Annotated in this window: 19 protein-coding genes and 1 pseudogene; 7 read left to right on the plus strand and 13 right to left on the minus strand. The window is 37.9% G+C overall.

The annotated features are described in order from the left end of the window. The first annotated feature begins 122 nt into the window (after positions 1 to 122). Complete coding sequence (locus B6A32_RS19255) at positions 123 to 296, plus strand: hypothetical protein (RefSeq protein WP_158088456.1); 174 nt, start codon at positions 123 to 125, stop codon at positions 294 to 296. A gap of 45 nt (positions 297 to 341) precedes the next feature. Here B6A32_RS19255 and B6A32_RS05755 read toward each other — a convergent pair whose 3' ends face one another. Next, complete coding sequence (locus tag B6A32_RS05755) at positions 342 to 1,088, minus strand: NRDE family protein (protein ID WP_085301896.1); 747 nt, start codon at positions 1,086 to 1,088, stop codon at positions 342 to 344. Positions 1,089 to 1,255: 167 nt separating this feature from the next. Between B6A32_RS05755 and B6A32_RS05760 the strand changes: the two genes are divergently transcribed. After that, positions 1,256 to 2,026 (plus strand): class II aldolase/adducin family protein, encoded by a 771-nt coding sequence (locus B6A32_RS05760; RefSeq protein ID WP_085301897.1) that lies wholly within the window; start codon positions 1,256 to 1,258, stop codon positions 2,024 to 2,026. Between the two features lie 62 nt (positions 2,027 to 2,088). Then, positions 2,089 to 3,273: a mandelate racemase/muconate lactonizing enzyme family protein gene (locus B6A32_RS05765; RefSeq protein WP_085301898.1), complete on the plus strand. Its 1,185-nt coding sequence runs from the start codon at positions 2,089 to 2,091 to the stop codon at positions 3,271 to 3,273. Between the two features lie 58 nt (positions 3,274 to 3,331). Here the strand turns inward: B6A32_RS05765 and kynU are convergent, their stop codons facing one another. The 5 genes from kynU to B6A32_RS05790 all read right to left on the minus strand — a co-directional run bounded on the left by kynU (position 3,332) and on the right by B6A32_RS05790 (position 7,812). Further along, entirely contained in the window at positions 3,332 to 4,567 is a 1,236-nt protein-coding gene (gene kynU / locus B6A32_RS05770) for a kynureninase (RefSeq protein WP_085301899.1), read from the minus strand. Next, positions 4,567 to 5,409: an alpha/beta hydrolase family protein gene (locus tag B6A32_RS05775; RefSeq protein WP_085301900.1), complete on the minus strand. Its 843-nt coding sequence runs from the start codon at positions 5,407 to 5,409 to the stop codon at positions 4,567 to 4,569. The genes kynU and B6A32_RS05775 overlap by 1 nt, the downstream gene beginning before the upstream one ends. Before the next feature lie 132 nt (positions 5,410 to 5,541). Beyond that, the gene (locus B6A32_RS05780) at positions 5,542 to 6,000 is read right to left on the minus strand and encodes an Lrp/AsnC family transcriptional regulator (RefSeq protein WP_085301901.1); all 459 of its coding nucleotides are present in this window, start codon (positions 5,998 to 6,000) and stop codon (positions 5,542 to 5,544) included. A gap of 105 nt (positions 6,001 to 6,105) precedes the next feature. Then, positions 6,106 to 7,065, minus strand: a complete 960-nt coding sequence (locus B6A32_RS05785; protein WP_085301902.1) for an amidohydrolase family protein — start codon at positions 7,063 to 7,065, stop codon at positions 6,106 to 6,108. Positions 7,066 to 7,086: 21 nt separating this feature from the next. Beyond that, complete coding sequence (locus tag B6A32_RS05790) at positions 7,087 to 7,812, minus strand: SDR family NAD(P)-dependent oxidoreductase (protein WP_085302369.1); 726 nt, start codon at positions 7,810 to 7,812, stop codon at positions 7,087 to 7,089. A 142-nt stretch (positions 7,813 to 7,954) separates the two neighbouring features. On the opposite strand from B6A32_RS05790, the gene B6A32_RS05795 reads away from it, so the two are divergent. Beyond that, positions 7,955 to 8,389, plus strand: coding sequence for a hypothetical protein (locus tag B6A32_RS05795; protein WP_233131332.1), 435 nt, complete (start codon positions 7,955 to 7,957; stop codon positions 8,387 to 8,389). A gap of 99 nt (positions 8,390 to 8,488) precedes the next feature. On the opposite strand, the gene B6A32_RS05800 is transcribed toward B6A32_RS05795, so the two are convergent. The 5 genes and pseudogenes from B6A32_RS05800 to B6A32_RS05820 all read right to left on the minus strand — a co-directional run bounded on the left by B6A32_RS05800 (position 8,489) and on the right by B6A32_RS05820 (position 16,296). Continuing rightward, positions 8,489 to 8,947: a Fur family transcriptional regulator gene (locus tag B6A32_RS05800; protein ID WP_158088457.1), complete on the minus strand. Its 459-nt coding sequence runs from the start codon at positions 8,945 to 8,947 to the stop codon at positions 8,489 to 8,491. 459 nt (positions 8,948 to 9,406) lie between these two features. Continuing rightward, positions 9,407 to 11,047: pseudogene (gene pgi / locus B6A32_RS05805) on the minus strand (glucose-6-phosphate isomerase). A 38-nt stretch (positions 11,048 to 11,085) separates the two neighbouring features. Next, positions 11,086 to 12,042, minus strand: coding sequence for a carbohydrate kinase family protein (locus tag B6A32_RS05810; RefSeq protein ID WP_085301904.1), 957 nt, complete (start codon positions 12,040 to 12,042; stop codon positions 11,086 to 11,088). A gap of 76 nt (positions 12,043 to 12,118) precedes the next feature. Further along, on the minus strand, positions 12,119 to 14,539 hold the full coding sequence (locus tag B6A32_RS05815) for a TonB-dependent receptor domain-containing protein (protein ID WP_085301905.1): 2,421 nt from the start codon (positions 14,537 to 14,539) through the stop codon (positions 12,119 to 12,121). A 383-nt stretch (positions 14,540 to 14,922) separates the two neighbouring features. Continuing rightward, on the minus strand, positions 14,923 to 16,296 hold the full coding sequence (locus B6A32_RS05820; RefSeq protein ID WP_101685912.1) for an MFS transporter: 1,374 nt from the start codon (positions 16,294 to 16,296) through the stop codon (positions 14,923 to 14,925). 307 nt (positions 16,297 to 16,603) lie between these two features. On the opposite strand from B6A32_RS05820, the gene gtfA reads away from it, so the two are divergent. From gtfA to B6A32_RS05835, 3 genes are all read left to right on the plus strand, one after another. Next, a complete protein-coding gene (gene gtfA / locus B6A32_RS05825; RefSeq protein WP_085301909.1) occupies positions 16,604 to 18,079 on the plus strand; it encodes a sucrose phosphorylase in 1,476 nt (491 codons plus the stop codon). A gap of 130 nt (positions 18,080 to 18,209) precedes the next feature. Continuing rightward, positions 18,210 to 19,244: a LacI family DNA-binding transcriptional regulator gene (locus B6A32_RS05830; protein WP_085301911.1), complete on the plus strand. Its 1,035-nt coding sequence runs from the start codon at positions 18,210 to 18,212 to the stop codon at positions 19,242 to 19,244. A gap of 576 nt (positions 19,245 to 19,820) precedes the next feature. Further along, entirely contained in the window at positions 19,821 to 20,222 is a 402-nt protein-coding gene (locus B6A32_RS05835) for a MerC domain-containing protein (protein ID WP_085301913.1), read from the plus strand. A 139-nt stretch (positions 20,223 to 20,361) separates the two neighbouring features. Here B6A32_RS05835 and B6A32_RS05840 read toward each other — a convergent pair whose 3' ends face one another. Further along, complete coding sequence (locus tag B6A32_RS05840; RefSeq protein WP_085302372.1) at positions 20,362 to 21,858, minus strand: dipeptidase; 1,497 nt, start codon at positions 21,856 to 21,858, stop codon at positions 20,362 to 20,364. Positions 21,859 to 22,394: 536 nt separating this feature from the next. Further along, positions 22,395 to 23,201, minus strand: a complete 807-nt coding sequence (locus B6A32_RS05845) for a DUF4198 domain-containing protein (RefSeq protein ID WP_085301915.1) — start codon at positions 23,199 to 23,201, stop codon at positions 22,395 to 22,397. Between the last annotated feature and the right edge of the window lie 6 nt (positions 23,202 to 23,207).

Raw genomic sequence — 23,207 nt, forward strand, 5'->3', positions numbered from 1 at the left:
TTGAAAAATTTGCAGCATGAAAAAATCTGGGTATGATAAATAATATGTAAATTTATATTTTCTAGCTTTCAACTTAACAAGCCTATATTTATTCAGCTTTAGTCTTCAGGATGACAACTTTTATGACGTTATTAATTATTTTGTTTTTTGTTTTTGCTGCTGTCGCCTTAATGGTGATATTAGGTGAACGTTTTGGTAAACCAATGGAAGTCGAACAGCAACAAAAGTACTCTAAAATATTATGGATAGTGGTTTTTATAGCGATAATTGCCGCCATTATTCGGCAATTACTTTAAATTCTATTCGACAACTGCTTTAAATTCTTAGCCAAGCTAATTACTTTAAAACTCAAATTTATCTTGATTCATTGTTTCACCATCAGAGCCATAATTACGTTCATACACCTCAACAGTGCCTTTGCTTGACTGCATAACTATAGCGGTTGAGCGAGTACCGTAACTTGGCGAAACAATAAAGATGCTGCTGAGCAATAATTCTAATGTGCTATCGATACCCGTTGCAGGTAACTGGCTTTGAGCCGCTGTTGTTTGATTCATCATAATAGCGAAAAACGCTTCTACATCTATGTTGTTTGTTTTTATTAAATCTTCTAAACTTTTTACGCCTAAGGCCATTTTAGGCCAAATATCATCAAGGGCACCATTGCTTACACTATGAAATCCAGGTGTAAGCGTTACGAACTGCTGACTTACACTATCAAAAGCTTGTAATTTATTAAGCGGACCAAACACCAGATTAAAGTCATTATATTGTTGTGAGCTTTGCAGCAGAATTTGCTGTGTTTTATGGCTGTCGTTATTTAATGCTTGTAAAACTAGGTCACCACGAGAGCGTTTATGTTGATCAAAGCTACTGGGGCGACGAAAATTAGTTAATGCCGAGAAGTAGCCTTCACGACTTAAGCCAAGCCAAGTGCCACCAGCCTGTAAATCTTTACCAGCTACTATGTTTTGTTGTTGCCACCAATGCATATTTTGAGTTGGTCGTTGGTGAAACTCATCACGATTCGCGCAAATAATCACGGGGTAATCGGGGTGTTGCTCAATCGCAATAAATAAAATACACATAATTTACCTGTTTTGTTCTAAGTAAGAATATCTGGTGCTTTAACTCCATGCTGTCATAGGATAAAGTTTGTCGCATCTAGTTATATAATCGCTTAGGTATCTGAACACTTTAGGCATCTAGCGTAAAGACCCTAAAGTTGTTTTTAAGCAAAAGGTAGTAATCGCGGATGTTAACACTCCCAGTAATAGATTTAAAAAATAAAGTATCTGCACAAGAATGGCAGCTCAGAGTTGATTTAGCGGCCTGTTATCGCCTAATTGCATTGCACGGCTGGGACGATCTTATTTATACCCATGTTTCTGTTCGCATTCCTAACACAGAGCATGTGTTAATTAATGCCTTTGGCTTAAGGTTTGATGAAATTACCGCGTCGAACTTAGTCAAGGTTGATATGGCAGGCAATATTGTTGATGCCGATTGCCCGTTTGAATTTAATCCTGCTGGCTTTACTATTCATAGCGCGATTCATGAAGTTCGCCATGACGACATTTGCGCGCTGCACGTTCACAGTAATGAAGCTGTTGCTGTGGCTAGTTTACAAGAAGGTTTACTACCGATTAGCCAGTATTCTATGTTCGCGCTTGCTTCGTTAAGTTATCACGATTATGAAGGTCTAGCGGTTAATGAAGATGAAAAACGTCGAATTCAAGAAGACCTAGGTGATACAAATTTTATGTTACTGCGTAATCATGGCGCATTAACAATGGGCAAAACGATTGGCGATGCCTTTATGCATATGTATGACTTAATTCGAGCTTGCCAAATTCAGGTGCAAGTTATGTCAACAGGAATGAAGCCGCTATTAGTTGACCAAAGTATTGTTGATGGTATTAAAGCACAAGCAAATATTGTTCATACCGGTCTTACTGGAGGTCAGAAAGCTTGGCCAGCTATGCTAAGACGGGTATATAAAGAAGATCCAAGTTTCGCACTATAAGCAAAGTTAACCACACGGTTATTATTTGAAATCAGCATTAAAAAGCACATAAAGAGAACGCAATGAAAGTAACTCATGTAGAAATTTTTGATATTGAATGCCCTAAACGTCCAGGTTGGAACCCAGTTTTTATTCGTGTACACACCGATCAGGGCATAAGTGGTGTAGGTGAAGCTGGTCTGGCATACGACTGGGGCCATAGTGCCGCTGCGGCAATGCTCAAAGAAATTAGTGAAGCAGTATTGATTGGTTTTAACCCGTTTAATACCGAATTATTGTGGTCGCGTATGTTACGAGAAAGTTTTTGGGGCTTAGGTGGCGGACCAGTACTTTATTCTGCTATGAGCGCGATAGATACTGCATTATGGGACATAAAAGGCAAAGCACTTGGTTTACCGGTTTATCAATTACTAGGTGGCAAAACTAATGGTAAATTACGCACTTATGCTAGCCAATTGCAATTTGATTGGGACGATACTATTAGTAAGCTTATTGAGCCTGAACAATATGCGCAAGCGGCATTAAAGGCTGTTGCACAAGGTTACGACGCGGTTAAGGTTGACCCGATTGTTTATAATCAAGATGGTAGTTCTTCATTTGATCGCACTAAGTTATTTACCCCGAAACAAATGCGCTTATTTGGTAATCGTTTACGCGCCATTCGTGATGCGGTAGGTGAAGATGTCGACATTATTTTTGAATCTCATTCATTAATGGGCGCAGCATCGGCGATTCAAATGGGACGAATAGTCGAAGAAGTTGGGTGTATGTTCTACGAAGAGCCGGTTAATTACTTAAATTCAGCCGTGCATAAAAAGGTTGCAGATAATGTTAATGTGCCCATTGCTGGTGGCGAACGTTTATATCACCGCTGGGACGTAAGACCTTATTTTGAATCACAAAGTATTGATGTACTACAACCTGATATTGGCTTGTGCGGCGGTTTTACTGAAGCTAAAAAAGTATGCGATTATGCTGATGTTTACGACATTAGAATTCAAGCACATGTTTGTGGTGGCCCAGTCGCAACAGCAGCATCTTTGCACCTTGAAACTGCTATTCCTAACTTTTTAATTCATGAACATCATACTTATGCGATTAAAGACTGGAACCGCGAGTTATGTTTACAAGATCCTCAGCCGGTTAATGGCTTTTTTGAGGTATCAGAAGCACCGGGGATTGGCATTGAACTGAACGATGAAATTGTTAAACGTTCGCCTAATGTAACGGTAAAAGCACTAAAATAATGATTATAACGTCAGATAAAACCCACTCTTGTACTAATTGTACTTGAGTGGTTGTAGATTAAGTCACTTTTAAAGCGAGATTAAAACGAGGCTCTTTATATAGCTCACTCGTCACCACATCAACCAAGATGGTTACTGCCTGCCATATATCTTCAAATGAGGTATAAAGCGGCGTAAAACCAAAGCGTAATATATTTGGCGCACGAAAGTCGGCTATAACACCTTTTTCGATCAGGGCTTGGCAAATTGCAAAAGCATTATCGTGCGAGAAAGCGAGTTGACTACCTCGTTGGTTTGCTGCGCTTGGTGAGCACAACTTTAATTCATGCAGGCAATCATGCATTTGTACGGTACGAATAAATACATCACATAACGCGATAGATTTTTGTCTAATCTCTAATATATCGACGTCTTGCCAAACATCAAGCGCCGCGTCTAATGCGCTCATAGAGATCACGCAAGGCGTGCCTGATAGAAACTGATTAATATTGCTCGCTGATTTATATTCAGGGTCAAAAGTAAACGGTTTAGCATGCCCCATCCAGCCTGATAATGGCTGCTTAACTAAGGCATGGTGTCGTTTGGCGACATATAAAAAAGCTGGCGCCCCTGGGCCGCCATTGAGATACTTATAACCACAACCAACAGCAAAATCTACCTTGCATTTGTCAAGTTCTACCGGCAGAGCTCCTGCGCTGTGTGCTAAATCCCAAATGACTAAAATACCTTGTTTATGGGCAAGTTGGGTTAACTTTTCCATATTTAACAATTGGCCAGTTCTAAAGTTAACTTGCGTTAATAGCAATACAGCTACGTCTTCGTTGAGGCTTTGCTCAATTTGTTCTTCTGCCACCAACTGAAGCTGACATAAGTCTGGCCCTAATAGTTCACTTAAGCCCTGCACCATGTATAAATCGGTAGGGAAATTATCCTGTGTCGACAATACAATGCTTCGCGCTGAGTTAAGTGACAAGGCGCTACTTAACAGCTTAAACAAGTTAACTGAAATAGAGTCGCAACAAATCACTTGTCCCAGTTCTGCGCCAACAATAGGGGCGATTTTATCACCAACGTTAGTGGGAAGATCAATCCAGTGGTGATCATTCCAACTTCTAATTAGATGATTGCCCCATTGCTTACTAACCACGTCAGCGATGCGTGACTTTACCGCAGTGGGCAGGGCGCCTAATGAATTACCATCTAAGTAAACCGTGTTAGTTGGCAAGTCAAATTCAAGTCGCTTTTTAGCCAGTGGGTCAGCTTTGTCTAAAGCACTAATATCATCGAAATTCATTAATCTATTCCATGTAAATTTTTAATTAAGGTGCTAAATGCCATTGAACCAGGGTGAATCCAATCAAAATGCCCAACGCCCTCTAACAGGACGATAGTTCTATTAAGTTTTTCTAATTCAAAGGCCGGCACGATAGGGTCAGCACTACCTTGTAGAAGAACGCTATTGGCATGTAATGTTTGTTTGCTTGGGTTGGCTTTTATATATTCACTTGGTTTGTCTGCTGGCATACCTTGCATAAAATCTTTGGTGACAGTTTGACAGCTATTTTCACCTTTAGCATAGGCTTCGATATTGGTAATGGCCGCTAACCCAATCACCCCTTTAAGTTGACTGATTTCAGCACCGGCAAGTAGTGCCAAATGGCCTCCTGCTGAATGGCCGACTAATACTGAGTTAGCGAGTTTATATTCGCCATTATTGTAACGACTTGACGCTAAAATTCCGGCTTTCACATCATCAAAAGTAACGGGCCAGCCGCCGCCAGTAACACCACTACGACGATATTCTAACGACCAAACATTAAAACCTGCTTGTGCTAAACCTGTGCTTAAAGCGTAGGTATGTTGAATATCATAAGCGCTTAACCAACAACCACCATGGATCAAGATAACCAGTGGGCTCTGTTGAGTGTTTTGAGTTTTTTTAGCACGCCAAAGCAAAGCGTATTGCTCTGCGTTTTCACCATAAGAAATTTTTTCATCTGCAGCGCTAAATGCTAATGAGGCAACTTTTGCGTACGGTACATTTTTTTCTACATTTGGGAATTTGACCCGATCTTGGGAGGAATGGGCAGCGAACGAGAATATGCTAATGAATAAAGCTAATACCCAACTCAACATAGATGATCTCCTTAGATAACAACATTATGTCAACACAAAATGTCAAATAAAATGTCAGTATAAAAAATTAAGACATTGATATTACCTTATTTTTAGCGCTATCTGGTACTTATAAAGCGTGAGACTTAGTACTTAAATATAATCAATCGGTAGGGCGGTGGTATATTTAATTTCTTCCATCGCAAAGCTTGAGCTAATATCAGCAAAACTTGCGCGTGTGATCAAGCGTTGATAAAAACTGTCATAGGCTTTCATGTCTGGCACTACAACACGCAGTAGATAGTCGACCTCACCGCTCATGCGATAAAACTCTAAAATCTCTGGAAAATCTATCGCCACTTTTCTAAATTCGCTTAGCCAGTTAGGGTTGTGCTGGTTAGTTTTTATGGTAACAAAAACCGTTAATCCCACATTGAGTTGCTCAGGATCAGCCAATGCAACGCGGCCTTTAATAATGCCGGATTTTTCCATCGCTTGTATGCGACGCCAACAGGGCGTTGTTGATAGGCCAACTTTATTCGCCACGTCACTAACCGAGGCGGTGCAATCATGTTGTAGTATATTGAGTATTTTTTTGTCAAATGCATCCATAAGCGTTAAAACGAAATGGTTTTACCTAATTGTTAGTTTATGTGGAATTATTTTGCGATAAAGGTGGGATTATTGCGAGTTATATTTTATCAATATAATAAAAATTTAAAATTGATAAAAACGTTGAGCATTACTAAAACATAATTGTGTAAATTGTTCGTTATTATATAAAAAACTTGTATCAGCAGACTCGGTATTACTTATATTACTTATATTAGTTATATTGCTCAAGCTATTTTTCGTTAAGCTAAGGTAGGAAAGCCAAGTGTTTTGATAACTAGTCTGAAATAAATTTAGCGGGAAATTACTTGCTAACATTACGCGAGAAATACCGAAAGTGTTAATGCATTGATGAATAATGTTATGTGCCCAGCTTATTGAATAATTTTTCTCGATCATTTCAAAACCAGAGCATTTTATATAAATATTATCTAAGCTGGCCAACCTTTTTAAGTTTTGTAACCACTGTTGAGTTTGTATATTGTCTTTTTCGTTACTTTTTTCGTTATCTTTTAAGGAATAAAGCGGAGGCCAACCAGCATGATTAATACAAACCTTTAATTCAGACGCTAGCGTTAATACCGCGAGTAATTTATCAACCGCTGCATTGTTTGATAACGGCATTTGTAAGTCAAAACTGAGTTTGTAAGATGCTAAAGTGACCAAGTTGGTAGCGCAATTTTTATGACTAAGAATGGCTAAAGCATTTTCATCTAAAATATAGCGAATACCCACCACACTTTTATAGCTGCTTAGTTTGTTGAGTTGCGATAAAAACTCTACGTTAGGTAAGGTGATATCGAGCATGGCTACGCTACGAAAGGGCAGTTTACAGGTGTTTTCTAACCACGCTATTTCACGCCAAGGTTGCTGATTATTAAAACCCGCCTCAATATGCACAAAGCCGGTAAGTTTTAACGACTCGTTGAGCCTTAAATCGTGCTCTGAAAAATTTTTTGCGACCAGTGATTTATCAGGCCAAAACGGCGGGCACTCTGGCTTAAGCCATGAATACTCACCTTGGCTTAGATCAAACAAATGTAAATGAGGATCAATTATTTTCATTTTTAATTTATCTGCACAGCGCTACTGCGCGGTATAACCGCCGTCAATCACTTGTAAACTACCAGTAATAAATTTAGCTTTATCAGACGCTAAAAAGTGTACTAATTCAGCCACTTCTTCTGCTTTTCCAAGTCGTCCTAAAGGTTGTAAAGCTGCTTCTTCTGCATGTACTTCAGCTTTATTGGCACCTGATTTTTCACAATAACGATTAATAGCTTGATGATAAAGTGGCGTTTCAATTGTTCCGGGACACACAGCATTAGCACGAATATTAAATTGTGCGTAATCGAGCGCGGTAGTTTTTGCCATTGAGGCTAAAGCGGCTTTACTTAAGTTGTAAGCAAAAGAGTTATGTTTAGCGATGAGTGCTTGATCTGACGACATTAATATTATCGCGCCATTCTGTTGTGCTTTCATGGCCGGCAATACTGCTTTAATCGCTGCGTAGGCACCTTTTACATTTATATTAAATACGCGCTCTAAATCAGCTTCACTGGTGTTTTCTATTGCGCCTGAAAAATGTATGCCGGCGTTAGAAACTAATACATCAATAGCATGCTCTTTTGCAATATTGCTAATTATGTCATTAACTTGAGTAACGTCAGTAATATCACAATAACAAAAGCTTCCAATACTCGATGCGGTAATATCTAAGTTAAATACTTGGTAATTATTGTCTAAAAACAACTTAACAATGCTTAAACCAATACCTGAGCTGCCACCAGTAACAATACAAACTTTTTTCATAATGATAATATTAAAATGATTTTGTGAAATAATATCGTTTACTCGCATTAATACCAATGGAAATAATAAATTAATCACTTTAAAACGCTTTTTGTTTACTCCGCTTATTCATTCAGAAAGTTTCTATTAATGGTAAAAAGGTATGAAATTGAAAAACCTAAAAGAAAGATTAAAAATGTATTACGTGATGAGCCTATTCAGTGTGGTTTTCGCCTTATTTGGCTTTAGCTATAATGCTTGGCGTATGGAAGTGAGCGAGGAAAATAATAATATTCGAACCGCGGCATTTGAAGTATTGTCACACTTGGGTGAATTAGAGCATATTATTTTATCGGCGCATTATGACAATGATTTAATTCATGGCAACCCAAGGAAAGGTTGGGTTAAAGTTGGCTTAGTTGCCGATTTGAGTGCCTTAATTACCCCTGAGGTAGCTGATAAAGCAATAAAGTTGAAAGCACAGTGGGCTGACTCTTGGCATTTAATGACTGCCGATGAAATTGTTGTGACTGAGCTAGTCGCCAGTATAGACGAAACTCGCATGGCGATAAAAATAGTGCTAAAGCAAATGAGCTAATCAGCACTTGCTTTTATGAATGAATTTTCGTCATCAGCAGCTATAAATTAACCTATAAACACGGATGACGATTTTATACTGGTTATTGTTTTTAATACCTTAATTACCCACTTTATTTGCACAGCTGTTACAAATACCCAAAAGCTCAAATTGCGCGTCAATTAGCTGAAAGCCTACCGAAGAAACGGACTCATTAAGCTCTTTTGTTAAAGCAGGGTTCATACCTATTTCTTGGGCGTCACCACAGCTTTTACAAACAACAAAATATTGATCTTTATGATTATGTTTACAGGCAAGGTGCGAGCAAACAATGTATTTATTCAATGTAGGCAGCTTATGAACTAGTTGCATTTCAATGAAAAAATCAAGAATACGATATACCGACATTGGCTGAATTTTTTGCTCGCTATTTTGATTATATAATTCAACTAAGTCGTAAGCAGAAAGTGGATGTTCTGCGCGAATCAAGTTTTCGAGAATATCGCTGCGCTTATCTGTGAATCGACCACCAGCAGCCTTACATTTTGCCTCAGCGTTTTGTAATAATTTCTCAATCACGTTTACTTCCTCATAACTTTTAGTATCTTTTATCAGACACGATATCGGGCATATTAGCTGAAGTTGCAGCTATATGCATGCTCAATATGGACAATTACATTAGTTGTGCCAACCAATTGCATTATAAGTACCTGTCATTATCATTCAACTCTGCCACCTAATAATATTTACAGTGGGCATTATGTAATATTAGGTTTGCCACTTCTAAATAGAATCACTTTGTTCGCATTTATGACTTTAGCTGTTGGTTTTATTTTAGGTCAGCTGATAGCCAATAGCGGATAACGCTGTAAAAATTGCCAACAAAAGCTGTTCGAAGGATTCGGCTAAAAACGTTTTACTCTTTGCTGAGTAGTATTTGCTTAGAGTGACTAGGCTGCATACTATCCGCCGCAATTAAAACGCTTTAATCTCTAACAAAATTTAACCGCGAAAGATCAACAGAACCTAGATATTTTTCTATTTGGTGCGATTTTTTACTTCTTCATAATGCATCATAAGATTATAGGTAGAGCTATCGTGACTGGAGGCAATAGAGTTATTATGAAGCTCTTTTTCAATTCTACTGGCTAAACCTTTACCCAGTTCTACTCCCCATTGGTCAAAAGAGCATATTTGCAAAATAATGCCTTGAACAAATATTGTATGTTCGTAAATAGCAATTAAACTACCAAGGGTAAATGGCGAAATTTTATTCATTAATAAAGTATTGGTTGGCCTGTTACCTTTGTGAACTTTATGTGGTGCGACTTTATCTATGTAGCTAGGTGTGCGTCCTTTTACTATTAAATCGCCCCTAACTTGTTGCTTGCATTAAAGCTTGAGTTTACGCGAAAAAATTAGACATGAGGGCTTCATGGTGCCCTTTAATAGGCGTGACACTTTCTACAGAACCAATAAAGTCGGCCGGAACAATATTATTACTTTGATGTAAATATTGATAAAAAGCATGTTGACCATTAATACCTAATTCTCCCCATATTGAAGGAACGGTTGGATAAGTGATCGCTTCACCATCCCAATTAACCGATTTACCATTACTTTCCATCTCAGCTTGTTGCAGATAAGCAGATAGCATGTGTAAGGATTGATCGTAAGGTAAAATAGCTTGGGATTGCGCACCTAAAAAGTGTAATTCCATAGGCTGAGTAACGCTAATATTACCGGAATATTCTTTTCTATTGGTGTATTACAAAAATGGCAATCTATTTCATAAGCACCATCTAATAGCGCTTTGAAATTATCAAAACCAAGATTGATAGCAATAGGTAGGCCGATAGTAGACCATAATGAAAATCGTCCGCCGACCCAATCCCACATATCAAAGACATTTGCTGCAGATATGCCATATTTCATAGCGTTTTCTTTATTGGCAGTAATGGCGATAAAATGTTTTTCAATTACGGAATGATCAAATGAAGACGCCGTTAGCCACTTTATCGCTGTTTTAGCGTTTAGCATGGTCTCTGTCGTAGTAAATGTTTTACTCGGCACAATAAATAGCACTTTTTCTGGATTTAATGGCCGTAGTACTTCAGCTATTTGAGTACCATCAACATTCGACACATAATGGACGTTAACGCAGTTATCACTAAACCTTTTTAATGCCTCCGTCACCATTTGAGGTCCCAAATTAGAACCACCAACGCCAATATTTACTATATCGGTGATACGCTTACCCGAATATCCTCGCCATAAACCTTGACGAATATCTTCACTAAACTTTTTAACTTGTTCTAGTGTTTTTTCGATGTCTTCTGAAATATTTTTGCCATCTACCCAAAGTGGTCTTTTAGAATGATCCCTTAATGCTGTATGCAAAACAGCACGATCTTCAGTTTTGTTGATACGTTCACCGCTGAACATTTTTTCACGCCATTTTTCTACTTCACACTCTTTGGCTAGATCGGTTAATAGCGTAATAGTTTCTTCTGTGATCGCATTTTTAGAATAATCTAATAGTATAGAGGGCAGTTTTATTGAAAATTTACTAAATCGCTGGCTATCTTTGGCGAATAAGTCCTTCATTTGTTGATTTTTCATTAGTTGCGCATGTTTGGTTAATTGTTGCCAACTATTAAGATTTTCTCTAGATTGCATGTCGATCCTAGGTAAGTATCAATAAGTTATGTCGAATATTAGATATCAGTTAAGTGTGGTAATGCCGTGAAGGCCCCTTTTTTCTGACAGGTAAAAGCACCACAGTTAGCACCAAATAACACCGCAGAAGAAACGTGTTCACGTTGCTCAATAATTTCATATAATGAATTTATATTTTCATGTTCTCCCAGAGATTTGGCGAGTGAAAATAGAAATCCTGAAATAAAGCTATCACCGGCTCCAGTAGTATCAACGGGAGATATTTTAGGTACTGTAAGCATTATTGAAAAACTAGCGCAAGTTACTTGAACAGGGTTTGGACCATCAGTGATGACAATAAGTTTAGCGCCAAGTAATAGTAATTGTTGTACATAAAAATTGACATCAACCTGCTTTATTTCTGCTAAGTATTCGGCTTCGTCTTTACTCAATTTGACTATATCGCTCGCTTCGATACATGCTTCAACTCGGGACATCAATAGGGATAAGTCATGCCAAAGCTGTTGACGTAAATTTACATCAAAGCTAATTAATACGTTATTTCTCTTAGCATTTCTTATCGCGTAAAGTGTATCACTATACATTGGCTGGCTAGTTAATGTGTTTGAACAAAAATGAAAAAAACCAATGTTTTGCCAGTTAATTTTATTAACTTGAGATATGCCATATTGCATGTCGGCAGTATTATGTCGATAGAAATTAAATGTTCTCTCACCACGAGAGTCTAAGCTAACTAATACTAATGCGGTATTTGCGCCTTCTATTCTTTTAACGAAATCGGTATTAACGCCTTCATTTTCTAGCGATTGCATGAGCATGTTACCAAAATTGTCTTCGCTAATACCTCCAGCAAAGTATCCTGTTCCACCTAACTTAGCATAGGCTACTGCGACATTGGCAGGCGCGCCTCCAGCTAACGGAATATAACTTGGGTCATTGACTGACGTTGGCAGAAAATCGACCAACACTTCGCCATAACTGAGTAAAGAAAACATAGATTCACCTTGAAAAAAAGCCCATATAAAATGGGCTTGTTCATACTGTACTGTTACTTACGTTGTTAATGACAAATTAAAAGTCGTATTTAAGCGTAATACTACTTGTTCTGCCGTTAATCGTTCTTGCTCTGATAATATCATTCGCAGGAATGTTACCTTCTTCAGCTTCTGTTATACCTGTAGTGTCAAACAGGTTATTAACATTTAAAGCAATGCTAAACGTGTCTGAAAGGTAATATTGAGCGAAGGCATTTACTTGCGTGTAGCCATCAAATTTAAGGATGTCATCTGCACTTTGATCACCACCATCTTGCGCATAAGCTTCTGAGGTACCTATTAAACTAAGACCCGCAGAGCCTTGTTCAAAGTTATAGCGCGTAGTTAGTGAATAAACAAAGTCAGCTTGTCTTCTTGGTGTATTTCCCACTGAGGCTGCATTTACGCCATCTTTGGTAATTTCTGCATCAGTCCAAGTAACGTTACCGCGAATGTCAAAATTACCGATGTAGTAAGCACTTTCTAACTCAAGACCATATGATTCATATACACGGTCAAAGAATTTTTGGCTTGTTGCTTCAAAATTTTGTTCTTGTGTTTCAGCAAAGAAAGCCGTCGCAAATACTGATAGTTTATCTTGGCGAAACTTAATGCCGGCTTCGAACTGATCAACTTCATCAACAGCATCTTCATCGGCTACTGAGCCATCAGCGGCAATTTTACCAAAAGCTAAACGGTCAGCATTAGCGGTACCGCCATGGCTTAGTCGGCCAAAAACAGCTAAATCGTCATTTACAATGTAGTTAGCACCAATTGAGTAAGATGTGTAGCTCCAATCGTAATTAACAATAGAAGGTGCACTATTATTTACTGAAGATACGCTCATTTCAGGCACTGATATCTCGCCATCTCTGTTCATGTCTATTTCAGATTGCACTGCACCAGCATATGTACCTGTGGCTTCACCGCTGTCATGACGAACACTTGCATCGATAGTAAAATCACCAAAAACTGAGTTAATGGCAATATAAGGGGCTGTTACATCATATTGAAGGTCGTAGTTACGTGTACAGCAGTTGCCCCACGCTGGAACACCATAAGCAATTAAACCACTATCAGAAAAGCTTGTACCGTCAGCCGCTGCAACATTAACAAGTGCTGCGTTGTCGCCTTTCACTTCTGATAAATAAGAATTCCAAAGCCATGATTGCTCGATATTTTGTAATGACTTGTAATAACCAAAAGTGATGTTGGTATCACCAATAGTTTTTAAGATTTTTAAGTCATTAACCATAAAATCTAAGTTGCTCATTTCAACATCAAAAGTATGAATGCGCATTAAGTTAGCGCCAGTATAAACATTACCTTGTTGAGGCCCATTAGCATAAGTCAATTGAGCACCTGAACCCGCTAAGCTATCAGCAAGCGTTTGACTATCTTGAATGCTTTCTGGAAATGGCGAGGTAAAACTACCTTTCGTGCTTGACGTTCTAAATCTGTTTTCAATCGACCAGTCATTACCTAAGTCAAATACAGCCTCTAAACCAACAGAGTCAACTGTTGGGTTCATACCATCACGTATGTCTGCACGGCGAAGGTTACCATCACCGTCAGTGCTTAATATTGAGGTGAAATATGCTGAATGAGGCGTATCTGATGAAGGGTCGAAATTACCCACTGACTTGCCATTTGAACTGGCTGGCATGGGTAGGTAAGCAATGGTTTTATCATCCAAGTGCTTGTAATAAAGTCTCACGTAACCTTTATCAAATTCTTTGGTAATGTTGGCTTTAATTTGTCCGCCTTTATTACCGGTATAACCCGCTTCTCTTGGTCCTTCACCTTGACGATAAAAACCACCCAGATGGAAATACATGCTGTCGTTTAGCTCGCCGCCAAACTCAAAATCTGTACGGGTATGATCGTAATCTAAACCAATGGTTGTCGCTATGCTGCCAGAATCCGACTCACCTGTTTTACTGATGATATTAATGATGCCGCCCGGAGCATTTGTGGCGAGAGTAGAAGCCGAACCACCACGAATTGATTCGATTGATGACATTGTGCTATCGAGTCTAAGGAAAATATCGGCATTACCAAAAGCTATATCACCAAATTGTAGAATGGGTAATCCATCTTCTTGTAATTGTAAGAATTTTGCGCCACCAGCTGCCACAGGAAGACCACGAACAGCAATATTTGCGTTACCTTCACCACCAGACGATTCAGAGCGAATACCAGGGATTGATCTAAAAGCTTCGGCTGAGCTTCTCGGTGTTGTTACTTCAATTTGATCAGCAGACAAGCTACTTACTGAGACACTTGATGCCATAACAGTAGAGCCTTTACCTGCAGCACCCGTTATAACTATGCGTTCAAAATCTAAGCCCTTTTTTTCTACTGCGGCTTCATCGGTTATTTCTGCGGCACTTAAGCTTGAGCATATAGCTAAAGTTAATGTGCTCAATAGTAATTTTTTATATGCGAACTGTTGCATTTGGTCACCCCATGTTGCTTTTATAGTATGTTTTTAATTATTAAAATAGTTATGTTTGATACTGTAATCAACTTAATCGATTAAGTTGATTATTATTTAAAATGTGATTACTTTGCAAGCACTTTTTAAATTTTATTTATTTATTTCTATTATTTATTGATAATTATGATTATTTTTAGATAGAGCAACTAGCAGCTATTGTTAATATATTAGCTGTAGATAAATTTTGAATAGTTATACGTCTTAACTCAGTATTTGCCTGGGGAGCTTATCCCTATAAAGTTCTTCTCCTATACCAGCTTATTGATTACTTAAGCTGTTAACGAATAAAGGGCATAAGTAAATTTTCACTTATGCCCTTTATATTATATAACCTTGCTAGCTTAGCTACGACGCTCAGCTAAATCACATTCAATTTGTGTTAATTGAGTACGGTCAATTTTATAGAAAAGTATCAACACGGCTCCCAACAAAAAGAATACCGCGGGCAATATATTAAACATGTAACGAATACCTTCAATTGATTCAGATGTTTGAGTTTGATTAGCAACAAAGCCAAATGCAGCAAGAATAAAACCCGGTAATGCACCACCTACAGCAGAGCCAAACTTCAATGAGAACATAGAAGCTGACACCGTTAAACCTGCACTATTGTTACCTGTTTTCCACTCTCCATACTCTACACAATCGGTATACATGGTGAATAGCAAGGTGATTGCAATACCAAAGGTAATAATCCCTAGGGTGTGAACTATAGTCGTAAGTGCGACATTATCTGGGGAGATAGTAAAGCCGAAAAATAATAATATTGCATGGGAAAAGTTAGTAACAAACATTAATTTATGTTTCTCAAAGCGTACGACAAGCATAGGGGTAATCAGCGCACCAAATAGCTGGCCTAGTAAACCACATGAAATAATAAATGTGGTTTGATCCATCCACAAAAACACATTACTTCCATCGTCATTCATATAGTATTTTGTGTAATAAGCGATTGATGCAAACCGTGCAACCAAGCCAACAACAACAAAAACCCCAGTGCCAACCAGTATCAACCAAGACTTGTTCTTCAGTAAGGCCGACAGATCATCCTTGATACTAGCCTCATGCTTTTTAGGCATTACTCTCTCTCTGGTGACTGCAAAGGTATACCAAAAAACAGCAACGGAAAGCACTGCAAATAAAATGATAGTTAAGCGAAAACCAAGTAGTTCATCGCCACCACCTAAAAACTCAACTAAAGGCTTAGCGGAAGCTCCAACCACTAGTGAGCCTAATGAGGCAAAAATAAATCTAAATTGTGCTGCTTTAGTCCGCTCGCCTGATTCAGGATGAATAACTGCCATGAGCCCTGAATAAGGAACATTAATCGCGGTATAAGCAAGCATGACTAATGAATAAGATACGTATGCAAAAATTAATTTACCAGTGTCACCGAATTCAGGCCCTAAGAATAAAAGGTAACCAAGTAATGCATAAGGAACTGCCATCCAAAGCAAGTAAGGGCGGTACTTGCCCCACTTAGTGGTTGTGCGATCTGCAAGTAAGCCCATAGCAGGATCACTAATGGCATCAATTACTTTTGTCACCAATAACATAGTTGCTGCCGCAGCAGCAGAAATACCGTACACATCCGTGTAATAATAAAGCAGGAACAGCGCAAAGAACCCCATATAGAAGTTTGAAGCCATATCCCCCATGCCATACCCTACCTTTTCTTTAAAAGATAATGGCTCCGTATTTAATTTTGTTGTCATAATTATAATTCCCCTAACTACACTCTAAACAAAAATTAACAATACAGTTAACGCTTTGTAGTGTGTATATTTTACTATGCAATACGATTGATTTTTATTGTTGATGGTTTTTAATCTAACAGAGCCAAAAATATAAAGGGCTTTTAGCAAAATAATAGCCAAAAAATTAACACCTTATTCAATGCGTATTCAATTCTTATCGTCTTAACAACTTAAAAAGTAAAAATTATTCTTGATTAAAGTTGCATAGTATATAAACATAAGCCTTAATCGATTAAGATGCAACTTGAAATTAAATGGTAAAGTTATGAAAAATAATGTTCAGCTAATCACCTACATTGATAGGTTAACCGGTTCAGATACTAAAACATTAAACAATATTCTAAATGATCAACTGGCAGATTTATTCTCTGGTATTCATTTATTACCATTTTATTACCCTATTGACGGTAGTGACGCAGGTTTCGACCCGATAGATCACACCCAAGTTGACAGCCGATTAGGCAATTGGGACGATATAAAAGTATTAGGTGAAGGACATGAATTAATGGCCGACCTTATCGTAAATCATATGTCGGCTAAGTCTAAAGAATTTCAAAGTGTATTGCAGTATGGTAAAGAATCTCCATATTGGGATCTGTTTTTAACAAAAGATAAAGTGTTCCCTAATGGCTTAAGTAAAAGTGATGCTGACAAAATATACCGCCCTAGACCAGGCAGTTGCTTTACCAACTTTGCGTTACCTAATAATGAAAGTGCCGACTTTTGGACAACGTTTACTGATAATCAAATAGATATAGATATTACATCAGAGAAAGGTAAAGAATATTTAATTCGTATTTTAAAAACATTTTCTGAAAATAATATTAAAATGATCCGCTTAGATGCGGCAGGTTATGCGCTTAAAAAAGCAGGAACCAGTTGCTTTATGCTAGATGAAACTTTTCAGTTCATTGATGAGCTAAGTAAGGCAGCAAATGATTTAGGCATTGAAACACTGGTAGAAATTCACTCTTATTATCAAACTCAAATTGAAATTGCACAACGTGTTGACCGAGTTTATGACTTTGCTTTACCGCCTTTAGTGTTACATAGCATTTTTACTAAAGACTTTACCGCACTAACAAAATGGTTAAATATTTCGCCCAAAAATTGTATTACAGTGTTAGATACACATGATGGTATTGGTATCATTGATGTGGGCCCTATGAATGGAAAACCTGGCTTACTCAATAATGATGAAATTGACAATCTCGTGGAAACTATTCATGTTAACAGTGCTGGTGAAAGCCAAAAAGCAACAGGAGCCGCCGCGAGTAATGTCGATTTATATCAAGTAAATTGTACTTATTACGATGCACTTGGCCAAAGTGATTTTGACTATTTAGTTGCCCGAGCTATTCAGTTTTTTGCACCAGGAACCCCGCAGGTATATTACGCAGGTTTGTTGGCGGAGAAAAATGCCATGGAATTATTATCTAAATCGAATGTGGGTAGGGATATTAATCGTCCGTACCTTGATAGTGCCGATATTGAAGCAGCGCTAAAGAAACCGTTTACCAAAGCAATGATCGAACTTATTAGATTACGTAATGATTGTGCAGCTTTTAATGGTGAGTTTTCGATTGTCAGTGAAAAACCTAAATTAAAAATGTCGTGGAAATACGAGCAGCAGAGCATCACGCTAAAGGTTGATTTAGTAGAAAGTATCGCACATATTGAAATAAATGAAGATAATAGCTCCCGTACTATCTGTTTAAATAACCTGTTGAACTTGTCGTAAGTAATGATGTATTACATATAATACTAAATAGATATTAATACAGCGTTTTTTATATCGTAAAATCAGTAGTATAATAATCAGCAACTCTATAGTTGCTGGTTTTTTATTAAAATAACGGTAAAAGGTAAACATGACTGACAAGAAAGTTTGGACGCTTAAAAGTGTTGCTAAAGAACTGGGGGTATCAAATGCCACCGTTTCAAATGCATTCAATAGACCTGACCAACTATCCAAAAATAAACGCATTGATATTCTTGAGTCGTGCAAAAAACTAGGCTATACAGGTCCAAATAAAGCAGCCCAATCGTTAAGAAAAGGTCAGTCGAATATTGTGGCTTTGGTGCTGCCAGACAGCCTTGAATATATGGTAACAGACTCGGTAGCAAGTGACTTTGTGAAAGGGGTTTCGTCGGTTTTAGAGAAAAATAAAGTCAACTTACTTTTGTTTTCAGGTATATCAGATAATATTAATACTGTTGCTGATTTTGTTGATGGCTTTATTTGTTACGGCTCACCTAGAAATCCAGAATTAATAGAACAGCTAAGAGTAACTTCGAAAAAAGTCGTCACTGCCGATTTTGATATAGACCGTAATGCCTCTGTTGGAATAGACAATGAAAAAGCGGCTTATGAGATTGCAAAACTAGCCATTAAATCAACTGATGATGAAATTGCCATTTTAGGCTTAAGGCTACTAGAATCAGATCTAACGTGTCGTGTATATGAATTACCTACGACTAGTAATGCCTTGTGTTCTATCTCTCATCAGCGTTTAAATGGTTACAGACAAGCACTTAAAGATTCGAATGTTAATTTAAGGTCGGATCGTGTTTGGAACCTTCCTAAAAGTAATCATCATTTTGCATTAATTGCGGCTAGAGAAGCACTAACATCAACCCCTCGTCCTGATGTTTTACTTTGCATGAGTGATATTATTGCCTTGGCGGCAGTTAAAGAAATTCATGCAATGGGTCTTAAGATACCTGAAGATATTAGAGTGGTTGGCTTTGACGGCATTGATGAAGCTTTACGCTCAACTCCAGCAATAACTACTGTGCATCAAAATAGTGAAGAGAAAGGCATTAAAGCTGCTGAGCTATTTATTAATAGAGCTACTAACTCAGTTGTGATTTCTTATCACATAGAACATGGTAAAAGTTGCTAACCGACTATTTATTGCTCCGCCTTAGATATTGTGCATTAAAACCTGTGGGGTCAGGTTCGTTGAAATGCCAGCAATGTTGTTTACCTCATTAGCGTCAGATATTTTGAATTCACTTAAGTATTATTTGTCGGTTCACTTATCGCTTGATAAGCCAAGGCTAATGTCCGCAATCGTATCTAAGCAGGTTATTTATTCTGATAAGTTTACGCCTAAATTAAGTCCTTTCTGTGGCAAAAGTGTGCATTAGGATTGTTCACCATATCCAAAGATTAGAGTGCTAATAATGTGGAAATATTATTGGTAAAGTTAAATGTAATTCGTGATTATAGTCAGAGTTTTTTCCACTCAATATCTTAGGCAACAACTGAAGCAATATTAAAGGCAAAGAAAAATAGGTGTGCGCGTAACATTTTTTTAAACACAAAAAATGATGTCAAAGTAGTTTTTATAAGTCAAAAGTGATATGTTGTATCATAACTTTTATGGGCTTGGTTTGAATTTAGCTTAAAGATTAAAAATACAAATAATAAAGACTTTATTTGTAACCCATTTACCACCTAAATAAGGACACCTTGAATGATCCAAGTTCAACAGCCAGCGGATAAAATTGCTATAAGTTTGTCAGTTTTATGTGCTATTCATTGTTTTGCTACGCCAATGTTAATGGTTTTTGTACCTTCGCTGGCAGGTTTATTAATAGAGCCTGAATTACTGCATATGTGGTTGGCTATTGGGGTTTTGCCGATCAGTGTTTTTGCCTTAACGCTTGGCTGTAAAAAACATCGTAAAGTGCAAGTTTTGGTACTTGGTTTTATCGGCTTGGCGTTTATGTTAACTGCTGTTGCTAGTGGGGCGTTAGGCTTGGGTGAAAATGCTGAAAAAGCACTTACCTTATTGGGGGCTACGTTAATTTCAGGTGCGCATTTTTGGAATTATCGTCTATGCCAACAGCATAAAAAGTCGTGTGATTGTCACTAATGCTGTATTTATGCTGAATGGGTTTTGATACTAAAATAGTTATTATTAAAAAAGAAGCATATTTAACACAGTGAGATGAAATAGATAGTTAGCAACTTATATTACAAAATAAGATAAGTTGCTAACCTGAGCTTAACGTTTATTTTGCCAACTCAACCAATACCGCAGTGTACATTTTTAAGTTTAAAATAAATTGCTCCATGGTAATAAACTCGTGCTCTGAATGGCCGGTGTATTTGTTATTGGGCATTGAAGGGCCGAAGCTAACTGCGTTAGGAAATAAACGTGAGTTTGTGCCTCCGCCAATAGCAATTGGCTTGGCATCTTTAATACCTGTAAAATGACTAAATACAGCTAATAACGTATCAATATGGGGAGCATCTTTTTGTACAAAAGGGTCGCCAATATAGTGTTCTAACTCTTTTACGTTTGCATCAAATTTGTTATTCCAATTTTGCACGGCTTGATGAATTTCTGTCGTTAACGCTTGTTTACTTTTACCTTGCGGGCGACGCAGGTTAATGTTTAATTCAATGTTTTCATCGTGCTGTTTTATTACCGTAGGTGAAAAAGTCATAGGGCCCATAAAATCATCGTGATAAGCGATATTGCCGAATTTTTTACCTTCTAAACCTAAGCCAATATTATCATTAATAAAGTTAACTAAAGTGCCTGGGCCGTTATTTTCCCAGCGAGTGTTTGATAATAAATCGGCTAAGTAAGGTATCGCATTTACCCCTTCGTCAGGTTTTGAAGAGTGAGCTGATTTCCCTAAGGCATTTATGGTTAACGTGCTGTCTTTTAATTCAAGATCAAAACTTACACCTTGATAACTGCGAGCTTTACGCATCAGTCGTTGCAGCACAACGATATTAGCATTTTCAATAGTTACGCTAGCATCTTCAGGAATTTGGCTACCGAAAAAACCACCACTAAATGCACTAATATACGGCGATATGGTTGGTATTTCTTGCTTGTTAAACACTAACTTTACTGTGCCGTAACCTTTCTCAGCTGTTACTACGGGGTATTCAGCGTCAATAGTGATATTGGTTTGTGGTAAATCATGGGTTTTTATATAAGCTTTAAGTGGCTCCCAATCAGACTCTTCTGCCATATAAACATAAAGCTCAATACGCTTATTAAGCGTTATATTTTTATCTTTTATCGCTTTCATTGCATATAGCGCGGTAGAAATAGGACCTTTATCGTCTTCTGTGCCACGGCCAATTAATCGTCCTGGCTCGGTGGTGGTATCAAGCTCAAAGGGCGACTTGGTCCATTTTGCAGCATTAACGGGTTGTACGTCGCCGTGTGTAATTATGCCAACACGCTCTTTTTGCGCACCTAAGCCAATTACTACTACATAACCTTCATCGAGGTAATCTAACCCAAGTGCTTGTGCTTGTTTTTTAAGCTCGGCTTTAAAAGCAACATGCGCGGGATTATCATCAACCGAAACGCCATCTTCAGCAACGGTATTATGTTTTACTAGCTCACGTAGGCTATCGACCATCGCTTGCTGATAGGTTGCTACAGCATAGTCAGCGGTACTTTTTGCACTATCGCTAATTTGTGTCGATTCAGTGTTATTAGTGCCAGTGGCGTTAACCTCTGTGCTCAATGTTAAAGACATAAGCCCAAAAGTAATAATTGATGCAGATAAAAGTGTTAGTTTATTAAGCAAAAGGTGCTCCAGTAATTGGTGGTTCAATTTTTCTTGTCGCTATATTAACGTAAGTTATACTAAGCAGACTAATTTATTGATCATCTTTGAATGCGCTATCAATTTAATTTTTGCACTGTGTTCAATCGTATCACTTCGTTATTACTCGCCAATATGCTCATGCATTACGCTAGCTTACAATATTTATGTAAGAATCAATCACACGCCTTAAACTCGAATTATTGCCTTCATTGAATGAGGATAAAATATTTAATCCGTTTACTATTAAATTAGCATGACAGAAACCAGTAGACTCGATTTTTACAGATAAGTTTAATTGTTTTAAATAATGAGTTACTTAGGCAGGTAATATTTTTAATACTCCAAATAAAGGGTATTAAATGAAATAAAAAAGGCTACAAATTAAGGTAGCCTAAAAGCAAGTTTTAACTCAAACTTACGCTAGCTCACTTGTTTAACGTAAGTGGCTAGTTATCACATTCTTGCTATTGCAGTTGCGCTTCAAAAGTTAGGAATACGCCACCTTGTTCTTTATCTGCTAAGGTTTTGTTTTTAGCGTCTTGCTCATATTCAGCAATCAATAAATAACGACCGGCTTGTGCTGGGGTAAACGTAATTTCACCATTTTTGTCAGTGGTTAATTTTAATACGTTAGGGGCGTTGCGGTAACGCGCACCGTCTGGTGCAATTTCAACTTCAACACCGGCTTGCACTTTGCCATGATAAGTAAAAGCAAAAGTAGCTGGCTCATGCTCTACAATTTCTGCCGGATGTGTTTTTGGTAATAGCTCCAGAAACTGGCCGTCGCTCGGGTAGTTTTCAGTAGGGTTATTCATCGTAATGTAAGTTTCTACACGTGTTAGTCCGTAAGTGGTTTGTAAACCAGTGGCATTAGCCGGGATCATGGCTTTCAATTCTGCTTTATTGGCACGGGCACGTTTGCGTTTATCAGCAACCTTATAACTGGAGAAGTAACTCGCACTGGCATTATTGGTTATTTTGTAAGTACCGCTATCTTTAATAAAATAGTCAGCTACTGATTTTCTATGGGCTTTGTAGCTTGAAGAAGGGCGAGTACTTTTACCTGACGGCATAACAATACTCATGTTATCGATACTCAATGCTTTATCAACATTAAATACTTCGTTTGAAGCAGAAGCGTCAATGGCGATCCACTCGCCTTGCTCTGACGAAAGCGTAAAGTGACTTGGTAATAACCAACGTGAATGCGCGCTAGCTTGGCTACTAATGGCAACAGCCAAGAAAAATAATAGTGATTTTGTTAAGTTCATTTGAGC

It is taken from the genome of Colwellia polaris, assembly GCF_002104515.1.
Classification (GTDB): Bacteria; Pseudomonadota; Gammaproteobacteria; order Enterobacterales; family Alteromonadaceae; genus Cognaticolwellia; species Cognaticolwellia polaris.